Source organism: Mesoplasma corruscae, assembly GCF_002930145.1.
Lineage (GTDB): Bacteria > Bacillota_I > Bacilli_A > Mycoplasmatales > Mycoplasmataceae > Entomoplasma > Entomoplasma ellychniae.
Genome location: NZ_PHNF01000001.1, coordinates 103846 through 127579, shown reverse-complemented (window position 1 = coordinate 127579; position 23734 = coordinate 103846). Strand labels below are relative to the sequence as shown.

The 23734-nt window shown below is 26.2% G+C and carries 23 protein-coding genes, 1 tRNA gene and 1 other RNA gene; 21 read left to right on the top strand and 4 right to left on the bottom strand.

Annotation, left to right across the window (positions count from 1 at the left end):
- The first annotated feature begins 23 nt into the window (after nucleotides 1-23).
- The 11 genes from recA to MCORR_RS00465 all read left to right on the top strand — a co-directional run bounded on the left by recA (nucleotide 24) and on the right by MCORR_RS00465 (nucleotide 11637).
- Nucleotides 24-1061 (top strand): recombinase RecA, encoded by a 1038-nt coding sequence (gene recA, locus MCORR_RS00510; protein WP_104207694.1) that lies wholly within the window; start codon nucleotides 24-26, stop codon nucleotides 1059-1061.
- A gap of 91 nt (nucleotides 1062-1152) precedes the next feature.
- Nucleotides 1153-2664 carry a ribonuclease Y gene (gene rny, locus MCORR_RS00505; RefSeq protein ID WP_104207693.1) on the top strand — a complete coding sequence of 504 codons (1512 nt, stop codon included), beginning with the start codon at nucleotides 1153-1155 and terminating at the stop codon, nucleotides 2662-2664.
- 210 nt (nucleotides 2665-2874) lie between these two features.
- Nucleotides 2875-3858: a GMP reductase gene (locus MCORR_RS00500; RefSeq protein ID WP_245851758.1), complete on the top strand. Its 984-nt coding sequence runs from the start codon at nucleotides 2875-2877 to the stop codon at nucleotides 3856-3858.
- An 8-nt stretch (nucleotides 3859-3866) separates the two neighbouring features.
- Nucleotides 3867-5177 carry an adenylosuccinate synthase gene (locus MCORR_RS00495; RefSeq protein WP_104207692.1) on the top strand — a complete coding sequence of 437 codons (1311 nt, stop codon included), beginning with the start codon at nucleotides 3867-3869 and terminating at the stop codon, nucleotides 5175-5177.
- Complete coding sequence (gene purB / locus MCORR_RS00490; RefSeq protein ID WP_104207691.1) at nucleotides 5170-6468, top strand: adenylosuccinate lyase; 1299 nt, start codon at nucleotides 5170-5172, stop codon at nucleotides 6466-6468. The genes MCORR_RS00495 and purB overlap by 8 nt, the downstream gene beginning before the upstream one ends.
- 667 nt (nucleotides 6469-7135) lie before the next feature.
- Nucleotides 7136-7564: a pantetheine-phosphate adenylyltransferase gene (coaD, locus tag MCORR_RS00485; protein ID WP_104206080.1), complete on the top strand. Its 429-nt coding sequence runs from the start codon at nucleotides 7136-7138 to the stop codon at nucleotides 7562-7564.
- 1 nt (nucleotide 7565) lies between these two features.
- The gene (locus tag MCORR_RS00480) at nucleotides 7566-8291 is read left to right on the top strand and encodes a Gfo/Idh/MocA family protein (RefSeq protein ID WP_181021195.1); all 726 of its coding nucleotides are present in this window, start codon (nucleotides 7566-7568) and stop codon (nucleotides 8289-8291) included.
- A 111-nt stretch (nucleotides 8292-8402) separates the two neighbouring features.
- Nucleotides 8403-8537 (top strand): hypothetical protein, encoded by a 135-nt coding sequence (locus tag MCORR_RS03915; protein WP_281254008.1) that lies wholly within the window; start codon nucleotides 8403-8405, stop codon nucleotides 8535-8537.
- 31 nt (nucleotides 8538-8568) lie between these two features.
- The gene (rnr, locus tag MCORR_RS00475) at nucleotides 8569-10677 is read left to right on the top strand and encodes a ribonuclease R (RefSeq protein WP_104207689.1); all 2109 of its coding nucleotides are present in this window, start codon (nucleotides 8569-8571) and stop codon (nucleotides 10675-10677) included.
- Between the two features lie 22 nt (nucleotides 10678-10699).
- Complete coding sequence (gene smpB, locus MCORR_RS00470) at nucleotides 10700-11149, top strand: SsrA-binding protein SmpB (RefSeq protein WP_104207688.1); 450 nt, start codon at nucleotides 10700-10702, stop codon at nucleotides 11147-11149.
- An 8-nt stretch (nucleotides 11150-11157) separates the two neighbouring features.
- Nucleotides 11158-11637, top strand: a complete 480-nt coding sequence (locus tag MCORR_RS00465) for a hypothetical protein (protein ID WP_104207687.1) — start codon at nucleotides 11158-11160, stop codon at nucleotides 11635-11637.
- Between the two features lie 61 nt (nucleotides 11638-11698).
- Here MCORR_RS00465 and MCORR_RS03750 read toward each other — a convergent pair whose 3' ends face one another.
- Entirely contained in the window at nucleotides 11699-11905 is a 207-nt protein-coding gene (locus MCORR_RS03750) for a hypothetical protein (protein ID WP_181021194.1), read from the bottom strand.
- 67 nt (nucleotides 11906-11972) lie between these two features.
- Here MCORR_RS03750 and MCORR_RS00455 point away from each other — a divergent pair, with 67 nt between their 5' ends.
- Together MCORR_RS00455 and MCORR_RS00450 are read left to right on the top strand one after the other, a co-directional pair.
- On the top strand, nucleotides 11973-13838 hold the full coding sequence (locus MCORR_RS00455; RefSeq protein WP_219818473.1) for a PTS transporter subunit EIIC: 1866 nt from the start codon (nucleotides 11973-11975) through the stop codon (nucleotides 13836-13838).
- A gap of 60 nt (nucleotides 13839-13898) precedes the next feature.
- Entirely contained in the window at nucleotides 13899-15020 is a 1122-nt protein-coding gene (locus MCORR_RS00450) for a serine hydrolase domain-containing protein (RefSeq protein WP_104207685.1), read from the top strand.
- 36 nt (nucleotides 15021-15056) lie between these two features.
- Here MCORR_RS00450 and ssrA read toward each other — a convergent pair.
- Nucleotides 15057-15450, bottom strand: a transfer-messenger RNA (tmRNA) gene (ssrA, locus tag MCORR_RS00445).
- 57 nt (nucleotides 15451-15507) lie between these two features.
- On the opposite strand from ssrA, the gene mgtE reads away from it, so the two are divergent.
- The 8 genes from mgtE to MCORR_RS00405 are packed head-to-tail and all read left to right on the top strand — an operon-like array spanning nucleotide 15508 to nucleotide 23109.
- A complete protein-coding gene (gene mgtE / locus MCORR_RS00440; protein ID WP_104207684.1) occupies nucleotides 15508-16905 on the top strand; it encodes a magnesium transporter in 1398 nt (465 codons plus the stop codon).
- Nucleotide 16906: 1 nt separating this feature from the next.
- The gene (gene trmB, locus MCORR_RS00435) at nucleotides 16907-17578 is read left to right on the top strand and encodes a tRNA (guanosine(46)-N7)-methyltransferase TrmB (RefSeq protein WP_104207683.1); all 672 of its coding nucleotides are present in this window, start codon (nucleotides 16907-16909) and stop codon (nucleotides 17576-17578) included.
- Nucleotides 17579-17628: 50 nt separating this feature from the next.
- The gene (locus tag MCORR_RS00430; RefSeq protein ID WP_104207682.1) at nucleotides 17629-18954 is read left to right on the top strand and encodes a hypothetical protein; all 1326 of its coding nucleotides are present in this window, start codon (nucleotides 17629-17631) and stop codon (nucleotides 18952-18954) included.
- Between the two features lie 37 nt (nucleotides 18955-18991).
- Complete coding sequence (locus MCORR_RS00425) at nucleotides 18992-19756, top strand: PP2C family protein-serine/threonine phosphatase (protein ID WP_104206090.1); 765 nt, start codon at nucleotides 18992-18994, stop codon at nucleotides 19754-19756.
- Between the two features lie 4 nt (nucleotides 19757-19760).
- Nucleotides 19761-20918 carry a serine/threonine-protein kinase gene (locus MCORR_RS00420; RefSeq protein ID WP_104207681.1) on the top strand — a complete coding sequence of 386 codons (1158 nt, stop codon included), beginning with the start codon at nucleotides 19761-19763 and terminating at the stop codon, nucleotides 20916-20918.
- A 7-nt stretch (nucleotides 20919-20925) separates the two neighbouring features.
- A complete protein-coding gene (gene rsgA / locus MCORR_RS00415) occupies nucleotides 20926-21822 on the top strand; it encodes a ribosome small subunit-dependent GTPase A (RefSeq protein WP_104207680.1) in 897 nt (298 codons plus the stop codon).
- Nucleotides 21822-22493, top strand: coding sequence for a ribulose-phosphate 3-epimerase (gene rpe, locus MCORR_RS00410; RefSeq protein WP_104207679.1), 672 nt, complete (start codon nucleotides 21822-21824; stop codon nucleotides 22491-22493). Before rsgA ends, rpe begins: the two co-directional genes overlap by 1 nt.
- Nucleotides 22486-23109 carry a thiamine diphosphokinase gene (locus MCORR_RS00405; RefSeq protein WP_104207678.1) on the top strand — a complete coding sequence of 208 codons (624 nt, stop codon included), beginning with the start codon at nucleotides 22486-22488 and terminating at the stop codon, nucleotides 23107-23109. Before rpe ends, MCORR_RS00405 begins: the two co-directional genes overlap by 8 nt.
- Before the next feature lie 22 nt (nucleotides 23110-23131).
- On the opposite strand, the gene MCORR_RS00400 is transcribed toward MCORR_RS00405, so the two are convergent.
- Both MCORR_RS00400 and MCORR_RS00395 read right to left on the bottom strand, forming a co-directional pair.
- Entirely contained in the window at nucleotides 23132-23563 is a 432-nt protein-coding gene (locus tag MCORR_RS00400) for a hypothetical protein (protein ID WP_104207677.1), read from the bottom strand.
- 78 nt (nucleotides 23564-23641) lie between these two features.
- Nucleotides 23642-23726 (bottom strand) — tRNA-Leu (locus MCORR_RS00395).
- Nucleotides 23727-23734 lie beyond the last annotated feature (8 nt).

Sequence of the window (23734 nt, the reverse complement as noted above, 5' to 3'; positions counted from 1 at the left end):
TAATAAATATTTAGGAGGTAATTATGCAAGAAATTACAGCAAAGAAAAAAGAGGTGATTCTAGTGAGCACAGAAAAAGATACTTGAAAATCAGATTCATTAAAAGAAGCCCTTAAAACTATTGAAAAAAATTATGGAAAAGAAGCACTAATAATTTATGGAGAAAAAACTAATCTTGATATTCAAGCAATTTCATCAGGTTCTTTTTTAATTGATCAAGCAATTGGAATTGGTGGTTATCCTATGGGCCGTATCATTGAATTGTTTGGACCAGAATCCTCAGGTAAAACAACTTTATCTTTACATGCTATTGCTGAAGCTCAAAAAACAGGAAAAGTTGCGGCTTTTATAGATGCAGAACACTCTTTAGATTTAAAATACGCTAGAAATGTTGGAGTACAAATTGATAAATTATTAGTCAGTCAACCTTCTTATGGAGAAGAAGCATTAGATATATTAGAAACATTAGTTAAATCTAATTCTGTTTCATTAATAATTGTTGATTCTGTAGCGGCTTTGGTACCAAAAGCTGAATTGGAGGGAGAAATGACTGATCAAAATATTGGGTTGCATGCTAGACTGATGTCCAAGGCATTAAGAAAATTAAATGGAATTATTTCTAAAACAAATACATCAGTTATTTTTATTAATCAGCTAAGAGAAAAAATTGGTGTCATGTTTGGAAACCCAGAAACGACAACTGGTGGGAGAGCTTTAAAGTTTTTTTCATCTTTAAGAATTGAAGTAAGAAAAGGTGAAAATATTATAAATAATGGAGAAATTTCAGCAAATAAAGTAAAAGTTAAAATTGTTAAAAACAAAGTTGGAACACCTTTCAAGCAAACTATTATAACAATTAATTATAATAAAGGTATTGACAAACAAAGTGAAATAATTGAAATGGCAGTTATTTATAATATTATTGATAAGTCTGGTGTTTGATATTCTTATAACAAAGAGAAAATTGGTCAAGGCAAAGTTGCAGTTAAAGAATGATTTGAAAAAAATCCTAACTTGCAAACTGAAATTGAAAAAAAGATAATCGAAGTAATTAATCAATAAATTAAGACCTTTTAGTGTAGCAAGCACATGAAAGGTCTTAATTTGGTATAATGAATTTAGTGTCATTTTAATTAATGGCACAAGGAGTAAAATGATATTTATTGTACTGATGATTATATTTATAATCTTCTTTATAATAACCTTATCTTTATTACTTTATATAATGTTTTCTACAAGTCAAAAACACTTAATTGTGAAGAAGAAAGAGAAAGCAAATAAAGAAAGAAAACAAATTCTCTCAGATACATATAGAGAAATAAATCAAGAAAAAAAGTTATTTAATGAAAATTGTTATTTAGAACATCAAAAACATGAAATTGCTCAAAAAAATATTGCAGAGCAAGAAAAAGTCCTAAACCAACTAAAGACGTTTTACAATCAACAAAAAAAACAATTAGATGAAAAAGAAATTAAATTACAAAAACTTAAAGAAAAGCTTATTCTAAAACAAGAAGAATTAACAACTAAATTACAAAATTTAAGTGAGTTTACCCAAGAAGAAGCAAAAGAAGAAATATTAAAAAATGTTGAAAATAAAATTCAACATGAAATTATTTCAAGAATTAAAAAAGCTGAAAACTTTGCAAATTCTAGATCAAAAGAACTATCTAATGATATTATTCTTTCTGCTATGGAAAAGTTTAAAACTGATATTGTTAATGAAAAAACAACAAGTGTTGTCAAGCTTGAAAATGATGACTTAAAAGGTTGAATCATTGGAAAAGATGGAAGAAATACAAAAGCCTTTGAAAATTATGGAGGAGTTGAAATCATTGTTGATGACACACCAAAAGTTGTTACTGTATCTTGTTTTAATCCAATAAGACGTGAAATCGCTACAAGAACACTTTACAAATTATTAAAGGAAAAAAAGATTCAACCAATAAGAATTGAGAAAGAATTAAAAATTCAAGAAGAACTTTTAGAAGAAAATATTTTGGAAATTGGTTATCAAACAGTAAATGAATTAAACATACTAGACATGGATAAAAATCTTGTAAAATTATTGGGAAGATTAAAATACAGAACTAGTTATGGGCAAAATGTTCTTTTACATTCTGTGGAAGTAGCAAAGATTGCTTCTACAATAGCCTCAGAATTAGGTTTATCAGCCAAAACTGCGTTAAGAGCAGGATTATTGCATGATATAGGGAAAGCGTTAGATTTTGAAAGAGAAGGAAGCCATGTTACATTAGGGGTTGAACAAGCTAGTAAGTATGGTGAAAATGAAATAGTTCAAAATGCAATTGCATCTCACCATAATGATGTAGCCAAAGAAAGTGAAATAGCAATAATAGTTTCTATTGCTGATGCTATAAGTGCCTCAAGACCTGGTGTCAGAAATGACACAATTGAAAATTTTTTCGTAAGAATGAATCAAATTGAAGAAATAGGTCAGGAAATACCGGGAATTGCTAAAACATATGCTTTTCAATCTGGAAGACAAATTAGGATAATAATAGACCCAATAGCATCAAATGAAAGTGAAATGTTTGAAATTTTAGAGACATTCAAAAATAACTTAAAAGATAAGGTTGTTATACCAGGAGAAATAACAATTACAGCCATTCGTGAAAAAAGAGAGGTTGTTATAATTAATTAAAATCACTAAGTGTGATTTTTTTATTTATTATATTCTCATTAAATGTATAATACATTTGTTGGCAATCTAAAAATACCGACAAAAATTATAAATCAATAAAGTATAATCTTTGTTCTTCATAAGTAAAATTTTGAATAATATTGGATTATAATTTTATTTTGATATTTAATTATTTATCTTATTTATTGTTTGCATCAAAAGGAGTTTATTATGAAAGAAGAAATAAGAAATTTAATAGCTTTTGACTATAATGATATTCAATTGCTTCCTAAAAAATGTATAGTGTCGTCAAGACAAGAATGTGATACAACTGTTACTTTAGGAAAATTTACATTTAAGATGCCAGTTATTCCAGCAAATATGGCAACTGTCATAAATCAACAAATAGCTGAACAGTTTGCAAAAAAGGGTTATTTTTATGTAATGCATAGATTTAATATTGACACAGTTCAATTTGTTAAAGAAATGAAAAATAAAGCATTAGTTTCATCTATATCACTTGGTGTTAAAAATGAAGACTATGAGTTAGTTGAAACATTAACAAAAGAAAACTTAATTCCGGATTTTATTACTATTGATATAGCACATGGCCATTCAGAATCAATTAAAAAAATTATTGAACATATTCGAATTCATATGAAAGATCAAACTTTTATTATTGCAGGTAATGCAGGGACTCCAGAAGCTGTTATAGATTTGGAAAGTTGAGGAGCTGATGCTACTAAAATTGGTATTGGTCCTGGTAAAGTATGTATAACAAAGTTAAAAACTGGTTTTGGAACTGGTGGTTGACAGTTATCAGCGTTACAATGATGTAGTAAATATGCTAAAAAACCAATAATAGCTGATGGTGGTATAAGAGTTAATGGAGATATCGCCAAATCAATTAAATTTGGAGCAACAATGATAATGGTTGGGTCTTTATTTGCATCTCACTTAGAATCACCAGGAAAAACTGTTGAAGTTAATGGTGAATTATACAAAGAATACTATGGTTCTGCATCTGAATTTAATAAGTCAGAAAAAAGGTTCATTGAAGGTAAAAAAGACTTGATAAAAATTCGTGGATCAATTTTTGAAACTTTAGAGGAAATGCAACAAGATTTACAATCATCCATTTCATATTCTGGTGGTAATAAACTGTCTGCAATCAAAGACGTTGATTATGTGTTATTAAAAGAGTCAAGTTTTTAAGGAGTAAAATGTTTAAAAGTAATAATTATAAAACTATGGTTATTTTAGGTAGCCAATGGGGAGATGAAGGAAAAGGTAAAATAACTGATTATTTTGCACAAAATGCAGATTATGTAGTTAGATTTGCTGGTGGAGATAATGCTGGTCATGTTATTGTTAGTGATGGTGTTAAATATAAAGTAACTATTGTGCCTTCTGGAATTTTAAATCCAAAAACAACTAATATTATAGGAAATGGTACTGTTGTTAATATTGATAAATTAATGGAAGAAATTGATATTTTAGAAAAGTCAAATGTTAATACAAATAAACTATTAATTTCAGACAGAGCTCACGTTGTTTTTGAATACAATCAAACTTTAGATGCTTTACAAGAAAAATCAAAAAAAACCAGAAAAATCGGCACTACTAAAAGAGGGATTGGACCAACTTATTCAGATAAAGCTCAAAGAATCGGTATTAGGATTTGTGATTTTGCTGATCCTGAATTTAAAGATATTTTAAAAGAAAATTTTGATTACCATAAAGATCAAATAACAAAAATTTACGAAGATAAATTTGATATAGATTTTGAAAATTTTTACAAAAAACAAATGCATAATTTTGAAACCATTAAAAATAGAGTAATTGATGGTGGTCAACTAATTCAAAAAGTTATTTTAGAAAATAAGAAAGTTTTATTCGAAGGCGCACAAGGAGCTTTACTTGATATTGATCACGGTACTTATCCTTATGTAACCAGCTCAAACACAACAGCTAATAATGTTAGTGTTGGAACAGGGATTCATGCAAAGTTAATTAATAAAGTAGTCGGAATTACAAAAGCATATAATTCAAGAGTTGGGAATGGTGCTATGCCAACTGAATTAGATAATGAAATTGGTGAAAGAATTAGAGTTAATGGAAATGAATATGGTTCAAACACTAAAAGACCAAGAAGAGTTGGCTGATTAGATTTGGTTGCATTAAAATATGCAATAAGAACTGGTGGTATTGATGAATTATTTATAACTTTATTAGATGTGTTGGATGCAGAAGAAGAAATTAAATTATGTACTTCTTATGAATATGAAGGAAAGGCGTTTGATACTATTCCTGCATCAAATAATGAATTTGGAAAATGTAAACCAGTATTTGAAACTTTACCAGGATGAAAACAAGACATTACTCAAACTACATCTTGAGACCAACTACCAGAAAACGCTAAAAAGTATTTAAGTAGAATTAGTGAATTTTGTGAAATTGATATTTTAGGTTTCTCTGTAGGACCGGACAGAAAACAAACAATCATGATTAAAGAGGAATTTAATAATGATTAAAAGATATAGAGTTTCTTCAATTCAAAAAATTTGAGATGAAGAAAATAGAATTCAAAAATGGTGAGAAGTTGAATTAGAAGTAATAAAAGCATGAAACATATTGGGTGTTGTACCTCAAAATGATTTAGACATTATTATTAAAAAAGTTAATCTCTCTTTGTCGAGAATGTTAGAAATCGAAAAAGAAACAAAACATGATGTTGTTGCTTTTACAAGAATGATCAGTGAGTCATTAAATGAAGAAGCAAAATGAATTCACTTAGGCATTACTTCAACTGATGTTGTTGACACTGCTCAAAATTTACAGATTAAAGAATCAAGCTTAATAGTTTTGGAATCATTAAATGCATTAAGTTTGACAATTTTTAATTTAGCTATTAAACACAAAAAAACTTTAATCATGGGAAGAAGTCATGGAATATATGGCGAGCCAACATCATTGGGTTTAAAATTCTTATTATGACATGCTGAGTTATCAAGACAAATAAAAAGAGTTACATTAGCTTTTGAAGATGTTTGTGTAACTAAAGTTTCTGGTTCTATGGGAAACTTTGCTAACTTAGAAGTAGAAGTCGAAAACATAGTAGCTAAAAATTTACAAATGCCAGTTGATTTAATTTCAACTCAAGTTTCACAAAGGGATCGTTTAGCTTCATTATTTTTAAGTTTTGCTAATTTAGCGTCTACTTTTGAAAAGATCGCTACTGAAATTAGACTATATCAAAGAAGCGAAGTTAAAGAAATTTTAGAAGGTTTTTCAATTAATCAAAAGGGTTCATCTTCTATGCCACATAAAAAAAACCCTATAAGTTCTGAAAACATATCAGGTTTATCTAGAATGATTAAATCATATGTTATTCCAGCTTTAGAGAATAATGTTTTATGACATGAAAGAGATATTTCGCATAGTTCAAACGAAAGAATTATGCTACCAGACGTATTTAACTTAATAACTTATATTTCAAATAGATTAAATTCAGTGTTAATAAATATAGTTGTTGATGAAAAGCAGATGTTAAAAAATATTCAATTAGCTAATAATGTGTTTTATTCTCAACCAATTTTAACTGAAGCTATTAAACATTCGAATAATAAAAGAGAAGAAATTTATGATTTAATTCAAAAAGCTTCTTTAGTTGCTTTACAAGAAAATAAAGATTTTATTGAAGTTATTAAAACTTATGATATTAGTAAATTTATTTCAGAAGATAAGATGAAAGAAATATTAACACTTGACTATTTTTTAAGAAAAGTTGATGAAATATATTTAAGATATAATGAACAAAAATAATAAATAAGGAAATAAATTATTTTAAAATATAATAAAACAAATTAAACCAGTAACTACACCAAAGAAATATAATATTTTGTTTTATATTGAATTTAAGTCAAAAGAAGTTATTTTTTGTTTTAAACACTAGGGCCCTAATTTTAAGATTGGTTGACTTAGATAAAATTTAATTAAAAAAAGCAAGCAAATTAGCTTAACTAAATTTATAATTTGAAATACTAACACGTGAGTTAAAAAAGTAAATTATCTTTTTTCCAAGATAATTTACTTTTTTCAATATATATTATGATTATTTTTATATTATAAGCATCCATACGTATGTCAATCAAAAGTAATATCGATAAAAAATTCTATCGATTGTTTATAGGCTCTAGAATTTTAGATAGATTGTGTTTGTTTGATCTTTTATACAAAAAAGTTATGTGCCCCTGAAATCTCTAAATTAGTTATAGGCTTTATTCTTATTTCATTTAAAAAAGGTTGAATAACAAAATTATAATATATTTTGAAAGCCAAAACTTTATCTTTAAATAATACGTTGTAATGTGCAATTTTGAATATGGATTGCATCTTTAGTAGAGCAACTAATATATTTAATTAAATTATTTTAATGCTCAAAATAATTTAATTACTTTTTATTAAGTTAAAATATTAAAAAGAGTTAATTATGAAAAAAGCCATATACCCAGGAAGTTTTGACCCAATACATGAAGGCCATGTGAATATAATAGAAAAAGCATCAAAATTATTTGATGAAGTACATGTAATTATTTCACTTAATATTAACAAAAATAATACATTAAATTCAAATGAAAGAAAAGAATTAGTTTTATCAAAAATAAAACATTTAACAAACGTGTTTGTAGATATTAATGAAAGCATACTAACAACAGAACAAGCTAAAAAATTGAACGCTAAATATCTTATAAGAGGGCTAAGGTCACAAGATGATTTTAATTATGAAGTACAATATTATGATGGAATTAAAGCATTAGATGATAATTTAGAAATTGTTTATTTCATCAGTGATGAAGAAAAAAGAACTTTATCATCATCTATTTTGAAAGAGATTGAGCATTTTAAGAAAAGAGAATAAGATGAAGTTTGCAACAATCGGAACTGGTGATATAGTAAAAGAGTTTATTAAAGCTACAAAGTCATTTGATAACTTAAATTATGGTGTATGATATAGTAGAACATTACCAACAGCTAAAATATTTTTAAAAAATATTGACGAAGAAAATACAATCATTACAACTTCTTTTGAAGAAATAGTAAATCAAAAAGTTGACTTTGTTTATATAGCTTCACCCAATGGTTTGCATTATTCTCAGGCATTGTTTTTTAAAAATAAAATAAATGTTTTACTAGAAAAACCAGTAACGTTTTTAAAAAAAGAAATATTAGAACTTACTCAATTTGCTAATAAGAATAAAGTTATTTTATTAGAAGCAATTAAGACAATTCATTCAAAAGAATTTGAAATTCTAAAAGAAATGTCTATTAATTCAAAAGCAACTGGAGCTTTTTTAAATGCAAATCAATATTCAAGCAGAATGAGCAAGATTAATAAGAATATATTTGATTCAGTTTTTGATGCTGAATTAGGTAAAGGTAATACATATGATATTCTTATTAATCCTGTTGAAATGGCTATAGCTTTATTTGGTGAAGTTAAAGAAGTTAATTCAATATCTAAATATTTAAAAAATGGAGTAAGTATAGCTGATTATGTTTTAATACAGCATGTAAACGGAAACATAACTTTTATAAATAGTTCTAAAAATAACTTTCAAACAGTCAACTCTCAAATTTATTCATAGGATCAAACTTTAGAAATTAAAGGAATTGGGACTTTAGATAAAATAATTTCAGAACACCACATTGCAAGAGTTGGAAGAATAGAGATCTCAAGAGATGAAACTATTCATCCAATGATTCAAGAAATTCAAGAAATGATTCATTTGACTAAGACACAAGATTTTCCAAAAATGAATTACTGATTAAGTTTATCAATTCAAAGTATAGAAGTGTTAGAGAAAATATCAGTTATTAATTCTAAAAACTAATATTTTCATATATTGCTTTATAATTATAAATATGAAAAAAGAAGAAATAATATCAATTTTAAAAAATAACAAGGATTTAATAAGCATTTCTAATTTAGCGAATAAGTTAAAAATTTTTGACATTGTGCAACTAAAAAATAAATTAGAAATACTTGTTCAAGCAAAACTAATAGTTATTTCTGAAGAAGATAATGTTTATTTGTTAGGCGACAAATATAAAACTGGTAATTTAAGATTAAATCCAAAAGGATTTGGTTTTGTTAATGATATCTTAAAACCCGAAGAAGAAGCGTTCTTTGTTCCACCAGTTTCTATGTCTGGTTGTTATGATGGTGATATTGTAGTTTATACAGTTATAAAAGATGAAAGAACAAGAGCAGAAGTTGTAGAATTGTTAACTAGAAATAAACTTTTTTTAATTGGAGAAATTTCAAAAAGTTTTGATGGTAGATTTTTAGATTTTTTACCAAGTGACCAAGCATTTACAAATTTTAAGACTAGAATTGTAAATAAAAATGAATTTGATTTTAAAGAATATCAAATTATTAAGGCAAAAATAGTTTCAATTAAAGATCGTATTTTATTTGTAAGATTGAAAAAAATTATTGGTGATTCAAGAAAAGCTAATGACAGAATAATGTCAATTGCAGAAGAATTTGATATTAAAACTAATTTTAACAAAAAGACAATTAAAGAAGCTGAAGAAGTTAATATACCAGTTGAACAAGAAGTTAAAGAATTGTTAAAAAGAAAAGCTAACTCTTTAGAAGAAAAAATGATTGTTACAATTGATGGAATAGACTCTAAAGATTTAGATGATGCTATTTGTGTTGAAAAACTACCAAATAATCATTTTAAACTTTATGTTGCTATTGCTGATGTCAGTCATTATGTAAAGATAGATTCAGCATTAGATAATGAAGCTTTAATTCGTGGTAACTCCACTTATTTAGCAAACAAAGTTATACCTATGTTACCTAAAATATTAAGTAATGATTTATGTTCGTTAAATCCTAATACAAAAAAATTTGCATTAGCATGTGAAATGGAATTTGATGAACAAGGTGTTATGTTATCTAAAAAAGTTTATGAAACAATTATGGTTTCAAAAGTTAGACTAAACTATAATGAAGTAAATGAATATATAGCTAATGGTTCATGAAATCATAATGAAGAATCAAAAGTTATGATGGATCAAGCTATTCAATTGTATAAACTTATTGATGCAGTCAAAATAAAAAGGGGAACAATAACATTTGATGTCAGAGAACCAAAAGTTATGATGGATAATGAAGGCAATGTTTTAGAAATTAAAGCACGCCAAACTGGTGAATCTGAAAAACTTATTGAACAATTCATGGTTAGTGCAAATGAAGCTGTTGCTGAAATTGTTAATGAGATGGAATTACCATTTATCTATAGAGATCATGATCAACCAAAAGAAGAAGATTTAATCACGTGATATAAATCACTAAAATCATTTGGTATTGATCCTAAACTAACACCAGCTGAAATGTTAGATCCAGTAAATATTAATAAGACTTTAATCAATATTAAAGTTCAAGCAAAAGATGCAATTGAAGAAGAGTTATTAAATTTATCATTGTTAAGATACATGGCTAAAGCAGCATATCAATTAGATAATATTGGTCACTTTGGTTTATCAAGTAAATGTTATACTCACTTTACATCTCCAATTAGAAGATATAGTGATTTAATTGTTCATAGATTACTAAAACAATATGTGATTAATAAACAATATAATAAAAATGATTTGCAAGATAATGAAAAGTTTATTACTAGAGCTTGTGCTATTATCAATGAAACTGAAACAACAAGTGTAGATTGCGAACGTGAAGTGGTTAAAGCTTGCATGGTTGAATATCTTCAAGATAAAATTGGTTTGGAATTTGAAGGAACAATTTCAGTTGCTTTAAAATTTGGTATTTTTGTTCAACTAGAAAATATGGTTGAAGGTCTGGTACATATTTCTAATTTGGAAGCAGGAATTACTTATGATGAAACTAATCAAGTTTTAATTAAAACAAATAACCAGTTCTATAGAATGGGTCAAAAGGTTAAAATCAAAATAATTGCAGCTGATATTAGAAAAAGAAAAATTGACTTTATATTAGTCTAATAAAAGTAAGGAGCTGATCATAATGGGAATAGATTTAATTACATCTAATAAAAAAGCATATTTTAATTATGAAATTCTACAAATTTATGAAGCAGGACTAGAATTATTTGGCCCAGAAGTAAAATCCATTCGTAATCATGATATCTCAATTAACGAAGCTTTTATTATAATTAGAAAAGGTGAAGCTTTTTTAATCAACTCAAATATTAAGAAATATGAATTTGCCAACTTTGTTCAAGGAGTTGATCCGTTTAGAACACGAAAATTGCTTTTACATAAAAAAGAAATTAAAAAAATATTATCAAGAGTTCAGCTAGAATCTTTAACAATTGTTCCTTTAAAGTTATATTTTAATGGCAATTATATTAAATTAGAAATTGGGTTAGGTCGTGGTAAGAAATTGCACGATAAAAGAGAAACCATCAAAAAAAGAGATAGTGAACGTAAAGAAATGCGTAAATACAAATATTAAGGAAAACTATGAGTGAATCAGCTAATTTTAAATTACCTATCTGAGCAATAGTTGTAATTGTTGTTCTTTCTATAATTGGTATAGTATTTGCTCTATGAGGAGTGATGTCGTCTTTTTATGTTGCTTCAAAACAAAAGGTAAACAAAAAAACAAATTGAGCTCAACATTTCAGAAAAAAACCAAGTTTTTCATTAAATGAAATTTTTAATTATAAACAAGGAGTTTATGCAATAACTTTTAAAGGCATAAATGTTGAAGATTTTTTTATACCTGTTTATATTTTTACAACTGATAATTTAGGAAAAGAAATAACTAAGCTGATATCTGAAATAAATGAAGATAGAACTCATAAAATAAAAAACTACATGGATTTGAATGATATTGAATTTAACAGAGTTGTTATTATTCAACTTTTTGAAGAAAAAGATAATCAAAAGATGAAAGAGTGAATTAAAAAAATAGATTCCAAAAATAGAGGGTTTAATTAGAAAATATTACTATATTTAACAAACTTATATTTGAAAACTTTATAATAAAAATAGGGGGTATTTAAAACATGACTGATCAACAAATTATAGGATTAAGTATTTTAGTCATTGGAGTAATATTGACTATCATATCTTCAATATGAACATATTGAATAAAAAATGGAAATAAAATTCATAATGAGTTTCACCAAAACAATAAAGAATCAACTTCCATTTGAGAATTTACAAAAAAGAATTTTCCTTTATTTTTAACTATATTTTGTTTCATAATGGCTTTTTCTGGTATGTTGATGATGTTTTAAATAACCTTCTATAAATTATAAAAAGGAGATAAAATGATAACTTCAAAAAAGCGTGAAGGTTTAGGCTCTAAAGTTTTTATCACTCAACTTAAAAAGTTTACTGGTGGAATCATGCCTACTCTTTCAAAATTAAGTAAAGCATTCTTATTACCTATTGCACTATTGCCTATTGCAGGTGTATTTTTAGGAGTGGGCGCTGCTATTTCTAATGCTGCTGCAAATCAAAGTTTTCTTTGATATGTTGGTACACTGTTTAATAAAATGGGGGATGTTGCCTTTGGTAACCTTCCTATATTATTTTGTATTTCTGTTGCTTTAGCTTATACTAAAGATTCAGGGATTGCAGCTATTACAGGAGTTGTTGGGTTTTTGGTTATGAATGGTGCTCAATCAGCGCTTATTCACCCAGCACTTGATTCAAATGGAGCAGCTATTTTAGGTTCAGATGGAAGACCTGCTTTTGCACTATTATGATATGGTGTAATCAATAGTGGACTTATCACTAATAATGTAGGTATCCAATCATTAAATACAGGAGTATTTGCAGGGATTTTTGTCGGAGCTATTGCTGCTTGATCATATAACAAGTTTCATAAAACACAATTGCCACAAGCTATTTCATTTTTTAGTGGTACTAAATTGGTTCCTATTATTGCGTTCTTTTCAGTATTACCTTTATCATTTATTATTATGTTTATTTGACCTTTACTTGGTGCTGGTCTTGCAGCGCTTGGTGTTGCAAGTGGTAACTTGCCAATGGGAGTTTCATCTTTTGTATTTGAGATTATTGAAAGATCACTAGTTCCATTTGGTTTACACCACGTGTTCTATGCCCCTTTATGATGAACATCAGCTGGAGCAGATATTCAAGCAACAGTTAATGCTGCTAGTCTTGAAAAATTTGCAGGTGTAGTATTTTCAAATGGTAGAGATCTTGAGACTTTAAAAAGTACAATTAATGATTATATTTCAGGTGGTAAAACAATTGGTCTTGGTGATCAAACTGCAATGACTTGAGTTTTAGGAAATTTAAATATAATCAATTTTACTGATTTACAAAAACTTGGTCTTAACTTAGGACAATACCAAGCAGGTAAATATGGATTTATGATGTTTGGATTACCAGCAGCTGGAGTTGCTATGTGATTAAACGTACCAAAAGAAAATAGAAAAAATGTTATGGGTATTTACTTATCAGCTGGATTCACATGTTTCTTGACTGGTATTACAGAACCTATTGAATATACTTTCTTATTCTTAGCTCCTTGAATGTTCTATGGTATTCATATGCCATTAGCTGCGATATCATTCTTCTTCGCAGGATTCATGGGAACTCATATTACTATGACTGTTTCTGGTGGATTTATTGATTATATTGTGTTCGGGGTTATAGGATTTGCTAGTGGAGCTATGTCAGTTATGTCAGCATTTGGAATTTTAATTGTTAGTGTTGCTATGGGCCCAGTTTACTTCTTTGCATTCTACTTTGCTGTTAAAAAAGGAAACGTCATGGTTCCTGGTAGAGATGGATCAGCAGATGCTCAATTAGCTACAAAAGCTGATTTTAAAGAATCAAAAGGTTTAAATCTTGATGGTTCTAAAATAGCTAAAGCTGACAATAATGAAGAAGCTCGTATGGTAAAAGCTAGAAAACTTATTGAATTTATTGGTGGTGAAGAAAATATTATTGATGTTGATGCTTGCGCTAGTCGTTTGCGCTTAACTGTTGTTAACCCTGATCTTGTAAACAAAGAAGGAATTATGTCTTTGGGTGGTTCTACTGGAACTCTTGTAAGAGGTAAAAATGTTCAAATTGTTTATGGTGGTGAACAAGAAGCTATAAAACCCAGAATGATTCAAATAATTGATGAACAAAGAGCTGCTAAAAAAGTTGTTTAAAACTCATTCAATAATATTTAAAAGAACTCTTAGGAGTTTTTTTTAATATAAAATTAAAGCATGATATTTAGTAAAACACAAAAAACCATAAATAAATTAATTACAGAAAAAGTTTTTCATGGAGCTGTTATAAAAATTGTAAAAGATAATAAAGAATTATTTTTTGATGCATTTGGTTACAATGATTTTGAAAATAAAGTTATTATGAAAAAAAACAATATATTTTCTCTATATTCAATGTCAAAACCAATAACAGTTGTAGCTGCTTTGATTTTGCAAGAAAGAAAACAATTATTTTTAGATGAAAATATTCAAAAATATTATCCAAATTTTTCAAAACCAATAACAATAAAACAATTATTAACTATGACATCTGGATTAACTTATTTTTGAGATCAAAATAAATCTACACTTGAGTTACAAAAAATTAAGAAAAAAATTGAAGAAGAAAATATAACTCTTCAAGAATTTTGCCAACTTGTAAGTAAGATTAAATTAGAATACAATCCAGGTCAAGATTGACATTATGGGTTTAGTTTAGATATTTTAGGTGGAATTATTGAAAAGATTACAAATATGAAATTTCAAGATTTTGTGTTAAAAGAAATAACAAAACCTTTAAAAATGAAGGATACTGATTTTGAAATAAATGACTTATCAAGAAAAACAGTTGTATATGCATCTATTTTGAATGAAACTCAAAACATTTTGAAACCTAATCATAATTGATCTTGAATGTTATCAAAACACTCACTTAAAACTAATGCAGCATTTGGAGGTCATGGGATATTTTCTACAACTGATGATTATTCAAAATTTTTAAATTCACTTTTAGTATCTAAACATCATAATCAACATTTAATATCAACAGCATCCATAAAAGAGATGTCATCTGATCAAATTGGTGATTTAAAAACTATTTTTAATCAAAGATCATCTTTTAATTCGGATTATACTTATGGGTATGGTGTTAGAGTAAGGCTAAAGAACAAAAATTTACCTTTAACTGAAATTGAAGAATTTGGTTGAGATGGTGCTTTAGGTTCTTTTGGTATTGTTGATCCTGTTAATAATATTACAATAACTTTTATGATTTCCACTTTTCCAGGCAATAATAAACTTGTTAGAAATTTAATTTGAGAAGCTATTTATGAAGATTTAAAAAATATCAAAATAATATAACAAAAAGCTTGGTAAAACCAAGCTTGTTTTTTTCAATGGTGGAGATGGTGGGAATTGAACCCACGTCCAAAACACCCTTTTATATAACTTCTACAGTTTATATTATTTTCAAATTATGTCAAGTTAATTAAAATAATCAAAAGCTTAAATTAACATTCATAATTAAATTCAGAATTTATTTATTATGATCATAATTCCTATTAGAGAGGGTATCAACTACAAATAAACCCTAAAATTATCTGTAGTGCCAAACATTAGTCTAAACTAGGCAGCGAATGCGTAGTTAGCTTGTCCGTTCATTAAGAATGAAGGAACTTCGTTTGTTTCAGTTTTGTTTTTGTTTGCATTTTATCAAACCTAGAAGTATTATGGTCTACCAGACCACTGCCGTTATATAAACTAAGCATCCTGTCGAATCCAGGACATCCCCATATATTTATTATATAATATTAATAAATAAATTTTAAAATAAATAAGAGAGAATAATATGCAAACCTTAGAACAAATAGAACAACAGTTGAAATTATATTTAGAATCAAAAGATTTAAAATCTTTAAGACAAATGTCAAAAGATACACAATATGTTGATTTTGCAGAAGCAATGGAGCGTTTTGAATCAAAAGATGTTTTAAAAATATTTAGACTATTAGAAGTTGAAACAGCAGCAGAAATTTTTACTTATTTAGATGCTGACCATCAAGAATATATTATTCAAGCTTTTAACGGGGATGAGATTAAAGAAATTATTGATGAGTTATACACCGATGATATTATTGATTTAATTGATGAAATGCCAAGTGAAGTTGTTAAAAAGATTTTGAAATCAACAACTCAAGATGTTAGAAAAAATATTAATAATATTTTAAAATACCCTGAATATAGCGCTGGGGCTATTATGAGTATTAACTTTACGGAACTTCAAGAGGACATGACTGTTGAGATGGCAATTAAAGCTATTAAAAGAAGGCATGAGGAATATGATGAAATAGATGATTTATTTGTTATTAATAAATCTAATAAATTATTAGGTTGATTAGAAATTAAACAATTAATTATTAATGATCCTAAAGCTTTATTAAAAGATTTAATGCAAACTAAAATAATTAGTGTTCCAGTTGATATGAAGCAAGAAGAAGTTGCTCATAATTTTAAAAGATATGATATTAACACTTTACCAGTGGTTGACAAAAACAATGAATTAATTGGAATCATAACTGTTGATGATGTAATTGATGTTTTAGTGGAAGAATCAACAGAAGATATTCAAAACTTTTCAGGCATAGATGCTGATGATGTTGATTCTGATTATTTTGAAACTTCATTATTTAACATGTTTAAATCAAGAATTACATCTTTGTCAGGGATATTGATTTTAGGCGTGATAACTCACATTTTAGTTTCAACATTTTTATCGTTAAGTAATATTAAACTTGAAACTAAAACCCAACCTTTCCTTTTAATGGTACCTATTATTATTGTTGTTATAGGCTTGTGTAATACAATATCAACTCAAATATCATTAATGACAATAAGATCTTTGTCTTTAAATCAAATTCATAAAAAAGAAATTAAAGAAATATTACTTAAAGAGGCTTTGGTTTCTTTATTATTAGCAATATCATTAGTTTTAATCAACCTTGTAAGGTTGTCGATAGTTTATTTGATAGAAGATCAATCAATTTCTAGAGCCCAATTGCAAGTTATGCTTTATTCTAGTCTAGGTATTTTTATTTGTGTTTTAATTTGCAACATTTTAGGTGTAATACTCCCAATCATCTTTAAAAAAATGAAAATTGACCCATCAGTATTTTCAACTCCAGTAATTACAACTATTGTAGATATTATTTGCGTTGTGTGCTTTTTTGGATTGGTTTTGTTGGTTTAATATGAGATTAAGAAACAAACCTTGAGTTAGAGAATTTTTAAAAGCAAATAAAAAATATTTAATTTTTTGAGAAAAAGAAAATGAAGCTTTAAATTTAAGATCATTATTTCAAACTAATCAATTATGTCAATTAGAAATTGGATGTGGTAAAGGCAGTTTTATTTCTCAGCAAGCTTTACAAAATGCTGACATTAATTATATTGGAATGGAAAAAGTGACAACAGTTGTCGGGGTAGCTTTAAAAAGATCACTAAAGTTATTTAAAGAAAACAATAAAGAAATGAGTAATTTAAAATACTTTAATTATTTTGCAGAAGATTTATCTTTTATATTTAAGAAAAATTCTATTGATAAAATATATTTAAATTTTTCAGATCCTTGACCAAAAGCAAAGCATGAGAAAAAAAGGTTAATGCATAATAACTTTTTAAAGATTTATGCATATATTTTAAAAGAATTTGGAACAATAGAATTTAAAACAGACAATGATGTATTTTTTGAATTTGCAATTGAACAAATAAATCAAAACCCTCATTGATTAATTATTAGTCAAACAACTGATTTATATAATGAACCAATACTATTAAAAAATAATGTTGCTACTGAGTATGAAACTAAATTTCACACAATGGGTAAAAATATCAATAAATTAATTATTAAAAAGACAAATTAACTTGCTATTTTGCAAGTTTTTTTATTAATAAGAAAAAGAGGTGTATTAATATGAAACTTTTACTAGTAATTATTTTTTTAATATTTAATGTTTCAACTCCAACAAAAACTTTTCATTCAAAAGAGCAATCAAGATTAATTGTAAATAATGAAAAGCACTATCCTACAGTTCAATTTAATAATGAATTTATATTTAGACAAGAAAAATTGGAAAAAAATGAAGACTTAGAATTGGGTTACATTCATGATTTTAAATTTAAAATCAATGAGTTAGAAAAGTACAAAAAAACTTATTTTTCATTCCAACTTGAAATTACTTTTGAAGAAAATGTAACATTTAATGATAATAATAAAAACTCTTATTTAGATGTAGTTAAAACTGAATGAACTGATCAAACTATTTCACAATTTTATTTAAAATCAAGAGAATATTTTAATGTTAATTTTAAAAGTTTGAAAATAACCCCAGAAATTTATTTAACTGTTGAAGATGACGGAAAAGTTACTTTGAAATTAGTGCACAAAGATTTTTTAAGAATTTGAACCAGAAACCAAAATATTTTTAAAAGTAGAACACTGAAAATAAGAAATATAAAAGTTTCATTTAAACCAAAAGAAGAGTTATTATTTTTAGATAATCAAATAGTCGAATTAACTTATCAACCCAAATTAATATTAAACACTTTAGAAAAAATTAATGAAGAAGTGAATAAAAAAATAATAGCCCTATTAAAAATACAAAAAGTTGACCCTGTAATTTTTAATTATTTTTATAAGATTGAAAATTTTCAAACACAAGAGCTAAATATACTAAACGAAATTAGTTCAGATTTTAGGCATGTAATAAGGAAAAAAATTTTGTACTCAGATAACATTAAAAAAGATACTTTTTTTAAATCACTGACAGAACCAATAATAAAAATAGCTTTCAACCAAGAAATATACGTTGATCAAATAGGTATCAATCTTCAGTTACAAACTAAAACTCCAAAAAACAATTTAAATGAACAAAAAGTTTTTGATGAATTGTTTAACCAAGAAATTTGATTTAAAGAGTATTTAAAAATTAGAAAAATAAATACAGATTCTTATCAAATATATTCAGATTGCAAAAATATAAAAGATTCATTAGTTATAAAAGTCACATCTTTAAATAACCCTTATATTGATAAAGAAATTCTAATACCTAAAGAAGAATTAAAGGATTCTAATTATGAGTTTGATAAAGAAAATTTAGGATATGAAACGATAAAAGAAAAAACGAGTAAAAATAACACTAAATCATTTATACTATTTGCAATTTCGATTTCTTCAGCTTTAATTTTATGTTTTGCAGTTTTGCTTAAAAATTTTTATGTTAAGTTTATTAAAAAATAAAAGTGTTAAAATAAAATATAGATTAAAGGGGAAAACGATGAAGTTTAAAATCGAAGGAATCACTAATATTGGTAATTATAGAAAATCAAACCAAGATTTTATTGGTTTTTTAGATAAAAAGAATGGATCTTCGATTTCTGTAGTGTGTGATGGTATGGGTGGTCATGCACATGGTGAAATTGCATCAAAAATGGCAGTTGAGTTATTATTAAAAAACTTTCATGAAGTAGATTTATCTAATTTTACAGATAGTGAAATAAATGTTTGATTAAGAAATTCAATAAAACAAATACTTAAAGAAATGAAAGAATATAGCAACATCAACATTGAAACTAAAGATATGGGCACAACATTAACTGCAATTTTATTTGTAAATAAAAAAGCATTCGTTGTTAATGTAGGGGACTCTAGAACCTACAAAATAAGCAAAAATAAAATATCACAAGTAACTAAAGATCAAAATTTATGAAATGACACAAAAAATAAAGAGGAAAAGAAAAAAGAAATTAAAAAGTTTTTAGGCGCTAAGTTTAATGAACTAACCTATTGAAAAGTTTTAACAAGTGCTCTTGGGCCAAATAAAAATTTAAAAATAGATACATATTTAATTAAAGAACCTATTGGAACATATGTTTTAACAACTGATGGTGTTCATGATTATATTGATGAAGTTACCCTTAAAGAAATGGTTTTAGAAAAAAGCAGACTAAAAACAAAAGCAAAAGAAATAGTTTCATATGCTTTAAAAAATTTGTCTACTGATAATCTTTCTTTACTAATAGTTGAGGCATCAGGAGATTAAAATTATGAGAAGTCCGATTGAAATAGAAAAAATAACAAGAGTTGATGAATTGGAAGAAAACGAGTTTGTTAATCTTAAAGTTTCTAATAGGTACATTTTAATGGATCAAATTGGGAAGGGTACTTTTGGTGTTGTTTACAAAGCTAAAGATTTGCTTGACAATAAAACTTCTAAAAATGAGTTTGTTGCGATTAAAATAATGGTGTTACCAAAATCAAAAACTGAAAAAAATAAAATAATAGAATCTGAAATCAAAGATGAAATTAAAAAGTATTCTAATCAGATTTTTAACAGTAGAGTTGTTAACATTAAAGATTCTTTTGAATGAAATAAGTTATTATTTATAGTTATGGAATATGTTGATGGTAAATCTTTTAAAGATTTAATTAAAGAAACTAGTTCTATTTTAACATATGAAGAAATAATATATTACTTCAGTGAAATTGCTCTTGCAATACAAGGGATGCATGATATGAAAATGATTCATAGAGATTTAAAACCAGATAATATATTGCTAACAAGTAATAATAAAATAAAAATTACTGATTTTGGTATCTCACATATTAAAGGTTTTGTTAGTGAAGATGGAAATTTACAAAAAACAAAAAAACCAAGCTCACCTGGGACTCCTAGATATTCTTCCCCTGAACAAATTTTAGACGCAACTAAATTAGAAGATTTATCATCTTATCAAGCAGATATTTATTCGTTGGGAGTTATGATGTATGAAACAGCTACAGGAACATCAATTATTAAAGCACATGACCAATCTTTTTCTCTATCAAAAGAAAAAGGTAAAAGTATTCAAGATTTTTTCTTAAATCAAACATTAGTTAAAAAATTCATTTTACCATCACATATAAATCCAAAAATTAGTAATAGTTTAGAAAACATTATTATGAAATGTTTAGAAAAAAACCCTGAGGATAGATATGGCACTGCAACAGAAGTTTACAACGATTTAATGAAGTTAGAAAAGAAAGAAAAAGTCGAAAAAAATTATAAGCAAAACACATTAAAAAGTGAAGACAAAATTTATAAAAATCCAGAAAATGAAGTATTCATATCTTTTAATAAAAAGTTCTTTAAAAAAATTGTGTTGCCTGCTGTAGTTATTATTATTTTTATGTTTACCTTTTTATTGGTTATAAACCTACTATAAGGAGTTTATGAAAGCAAAAATAATACAAATAAATAGCAATTCAAGTTCTGTTTTAACTGAGTTCAATCAAATTTATACAGCATCAATCAAAGGCAATATTAAAAAAAAATTATCGCCAATTGTTGGGGATAATGTTATTTTAGAATTTTTAAAAAACAATGAAGTACATATTATTGATATTAAAGAAAGAATTAATCTATTATATAGACCAAAAATAGCTAATGTAGATCAAGCAATAATAGTTACTTCTTTATACGAACCACTTTTTTCATCTTTTATTTTAAATAAATACATTATGCTAAGTCAAGCAAAAAAAATTAAACCAATATTGCTATTCACTAAATTTGATTTATTAAAAGTAAAAAAAGAGTACAAAGAAGTAATGAATAAAATAAAGAATTATATAGATTTGGATTTTCATGTTATTATTCTTGATAATAAAAATGAACAAAATTACAAATTAGAATTAGGGCAGTTAAAATCTTTGCTAGTAAATAAAGTTTCATTTTTTACAGGTCAAACTGGCGCTGGAAAATCAACAACTTTGAATCATTTTTTACCTAATGAAGTTATTAGAACTAATGAAATATCTATTAAATTAAATAGAGGTAAACATACAACTACATCTGTAAAGATATATAACTTAGATGATAATTTATTAATTGCTGATACGCCAGGTTTTTCATCTTTTGAATTACAAGATATAAAAATTGAAGACATATTAAAAACTTTTTCACCATTTTTACTATACAAAAGTGATTGTAAGTTTTTAGATTGTACACATATACATGAAAAAAAATGTGGAGTTAAAAGTGCATTAAATAAAGGAAATATGCCATTATTCATGTATGATGATTATAAAAAGGTTTATGAAGAACTTTTATCAAGAAAGGTAAAATATTAATGAACAAAACATTAAAAATAGCACCTAGCATTTTGTCTGCTGATTTCTTGGACTTAAGAAAAGAGTTACAAAAATGTGTTGATGCAGGTATTAAAATAATTCATTATGATGTAATGGACTTTGATTTTGTTCCAAATTTAACTTTTGGATCTAAAATTTTAAAAGATATAGCAAATCAATTCGATTTAAATATAGACATACATTTTATGATTAAAGTTAAAACTTTAAATTTTTCTGATTTTTTTAATGAATTCATTAAGTGCAAACCTTTAATAATGACTATGCACATTGAATCAATGGAAACAGAACAAATAGAAATTTTTATAGAACTTTGCAAAAAAAACAAAATTAAACCAAGTTTAGCTATATCTCCTAATACGCCGGTTGAAGAAGTTAATCCTTATTTAAAAAAAATTGAAAATATTTTAGTGATGAGCGTTCATCCTGGTTTTGGTGGACAGGCATTTTTAGAATCATGTATAAATAAAATAGAATATTTAAAAAAAATAAGAAAAGAAAAAAATCTTGACTACACAATTGAAGTTGATGGAGGAATTAACGAAACTACTTGTAAAATTGTTTCTAAAGCAGGAGCTGACATTGTGGTTGCAGGCAGTTATTTATTTGAATCAAGTAACTTTGAAATTAGTTTGGAAAAATTAAATGATTAAAAGAGTGCTCATAGTTTGTTCAGAATCGAATATTAATTTAAACATGTTTAATAATCATAATAATTTTATTATTGGTGTTGAAAGAGGATGTTTAGATTTAATATCTAAAAAAATAAAAATAGATTTAGCTATTTCAGATTTTGATAGAGTTTTGCCAGCAGAATTAGCAATAATTAAAGATTATGCAATTAAAATTGATGTTCAAAATTGCGAAAAGGACTATTTAGATGGAGAACTTGCAATTTTAAAAGCAAAGGAAATGTACCCTAATGCACCAATTGTGTTTATTAGTAAACAAACCAAAAGATATGACATGTCATTGTCAGCTATAAACTTAGTTAAGAACTATGACATAAAATTCGTTAATGATGAAACTTTAATCCAAAAATTGCCTAAAGGCATTAATGAGTTGAATTTTAGTAATTTTGAAATTTATACTTACATTAGTTTTTTTGCAATTAGTCACACCAAAATTTCAATTAAAAATATGAAATATAATGTAAAGGATTTTGAATTTAATAATTTTGATAATAAATGTATATCAAATGCGTTAATAATTAACCAAAACCCAATTATATCAACTAGTAAAGAAATAATAGTTATAGCGAGTAAATAAAAAATCACAAATTTGTGATTTTTTATTTTTTTGAACTTATGAGTCTATATCTTTTTTTAGCAGCCCTTAATTTTAATTCTGCTTTTTTTAACCTAATTTTTGAGCTTTTAATTTTTTCTTTTAAAGCTACTCTTTCATTAGAATTTTTATTTTTTTTATGTTCTTGTATTCTTTGTTCTAATTCTAAAATGGCAACATTTTTTTCAGCTTTGGCAAGCTTTAATTCGCTTGTTGTTCTTTCAACCATTTCTTTAGAATTAAAAAAACTAGTGTAGTCAATTGTCATTAGTTCTTGTGTTTGTTCGTCTTCATTAGCAAATATTCTGACAATTAATTTAAATTCTCTTGCAAGTTTTTTAGCTTCATTAACTGCATCTTCCTGAGTTATAAAACTTCCTAATTCATCATATATAACAATAACTTCTGAAACAGTTTTATTTATTTTCCATGGCATATATTAAACCTCTTATTATTTATAATTTTAGCATATTTAAAAAAATAAAAACCGATATAAATCGGTTGATGTTTTAATTGGTGCCCTCTATCGGGGTCGAACCGATACGAGTTTCCTCGTCAGATTTTGAATCTGATGCGTCTGCCTATTCCGCCAAGAGGGCATAAACAA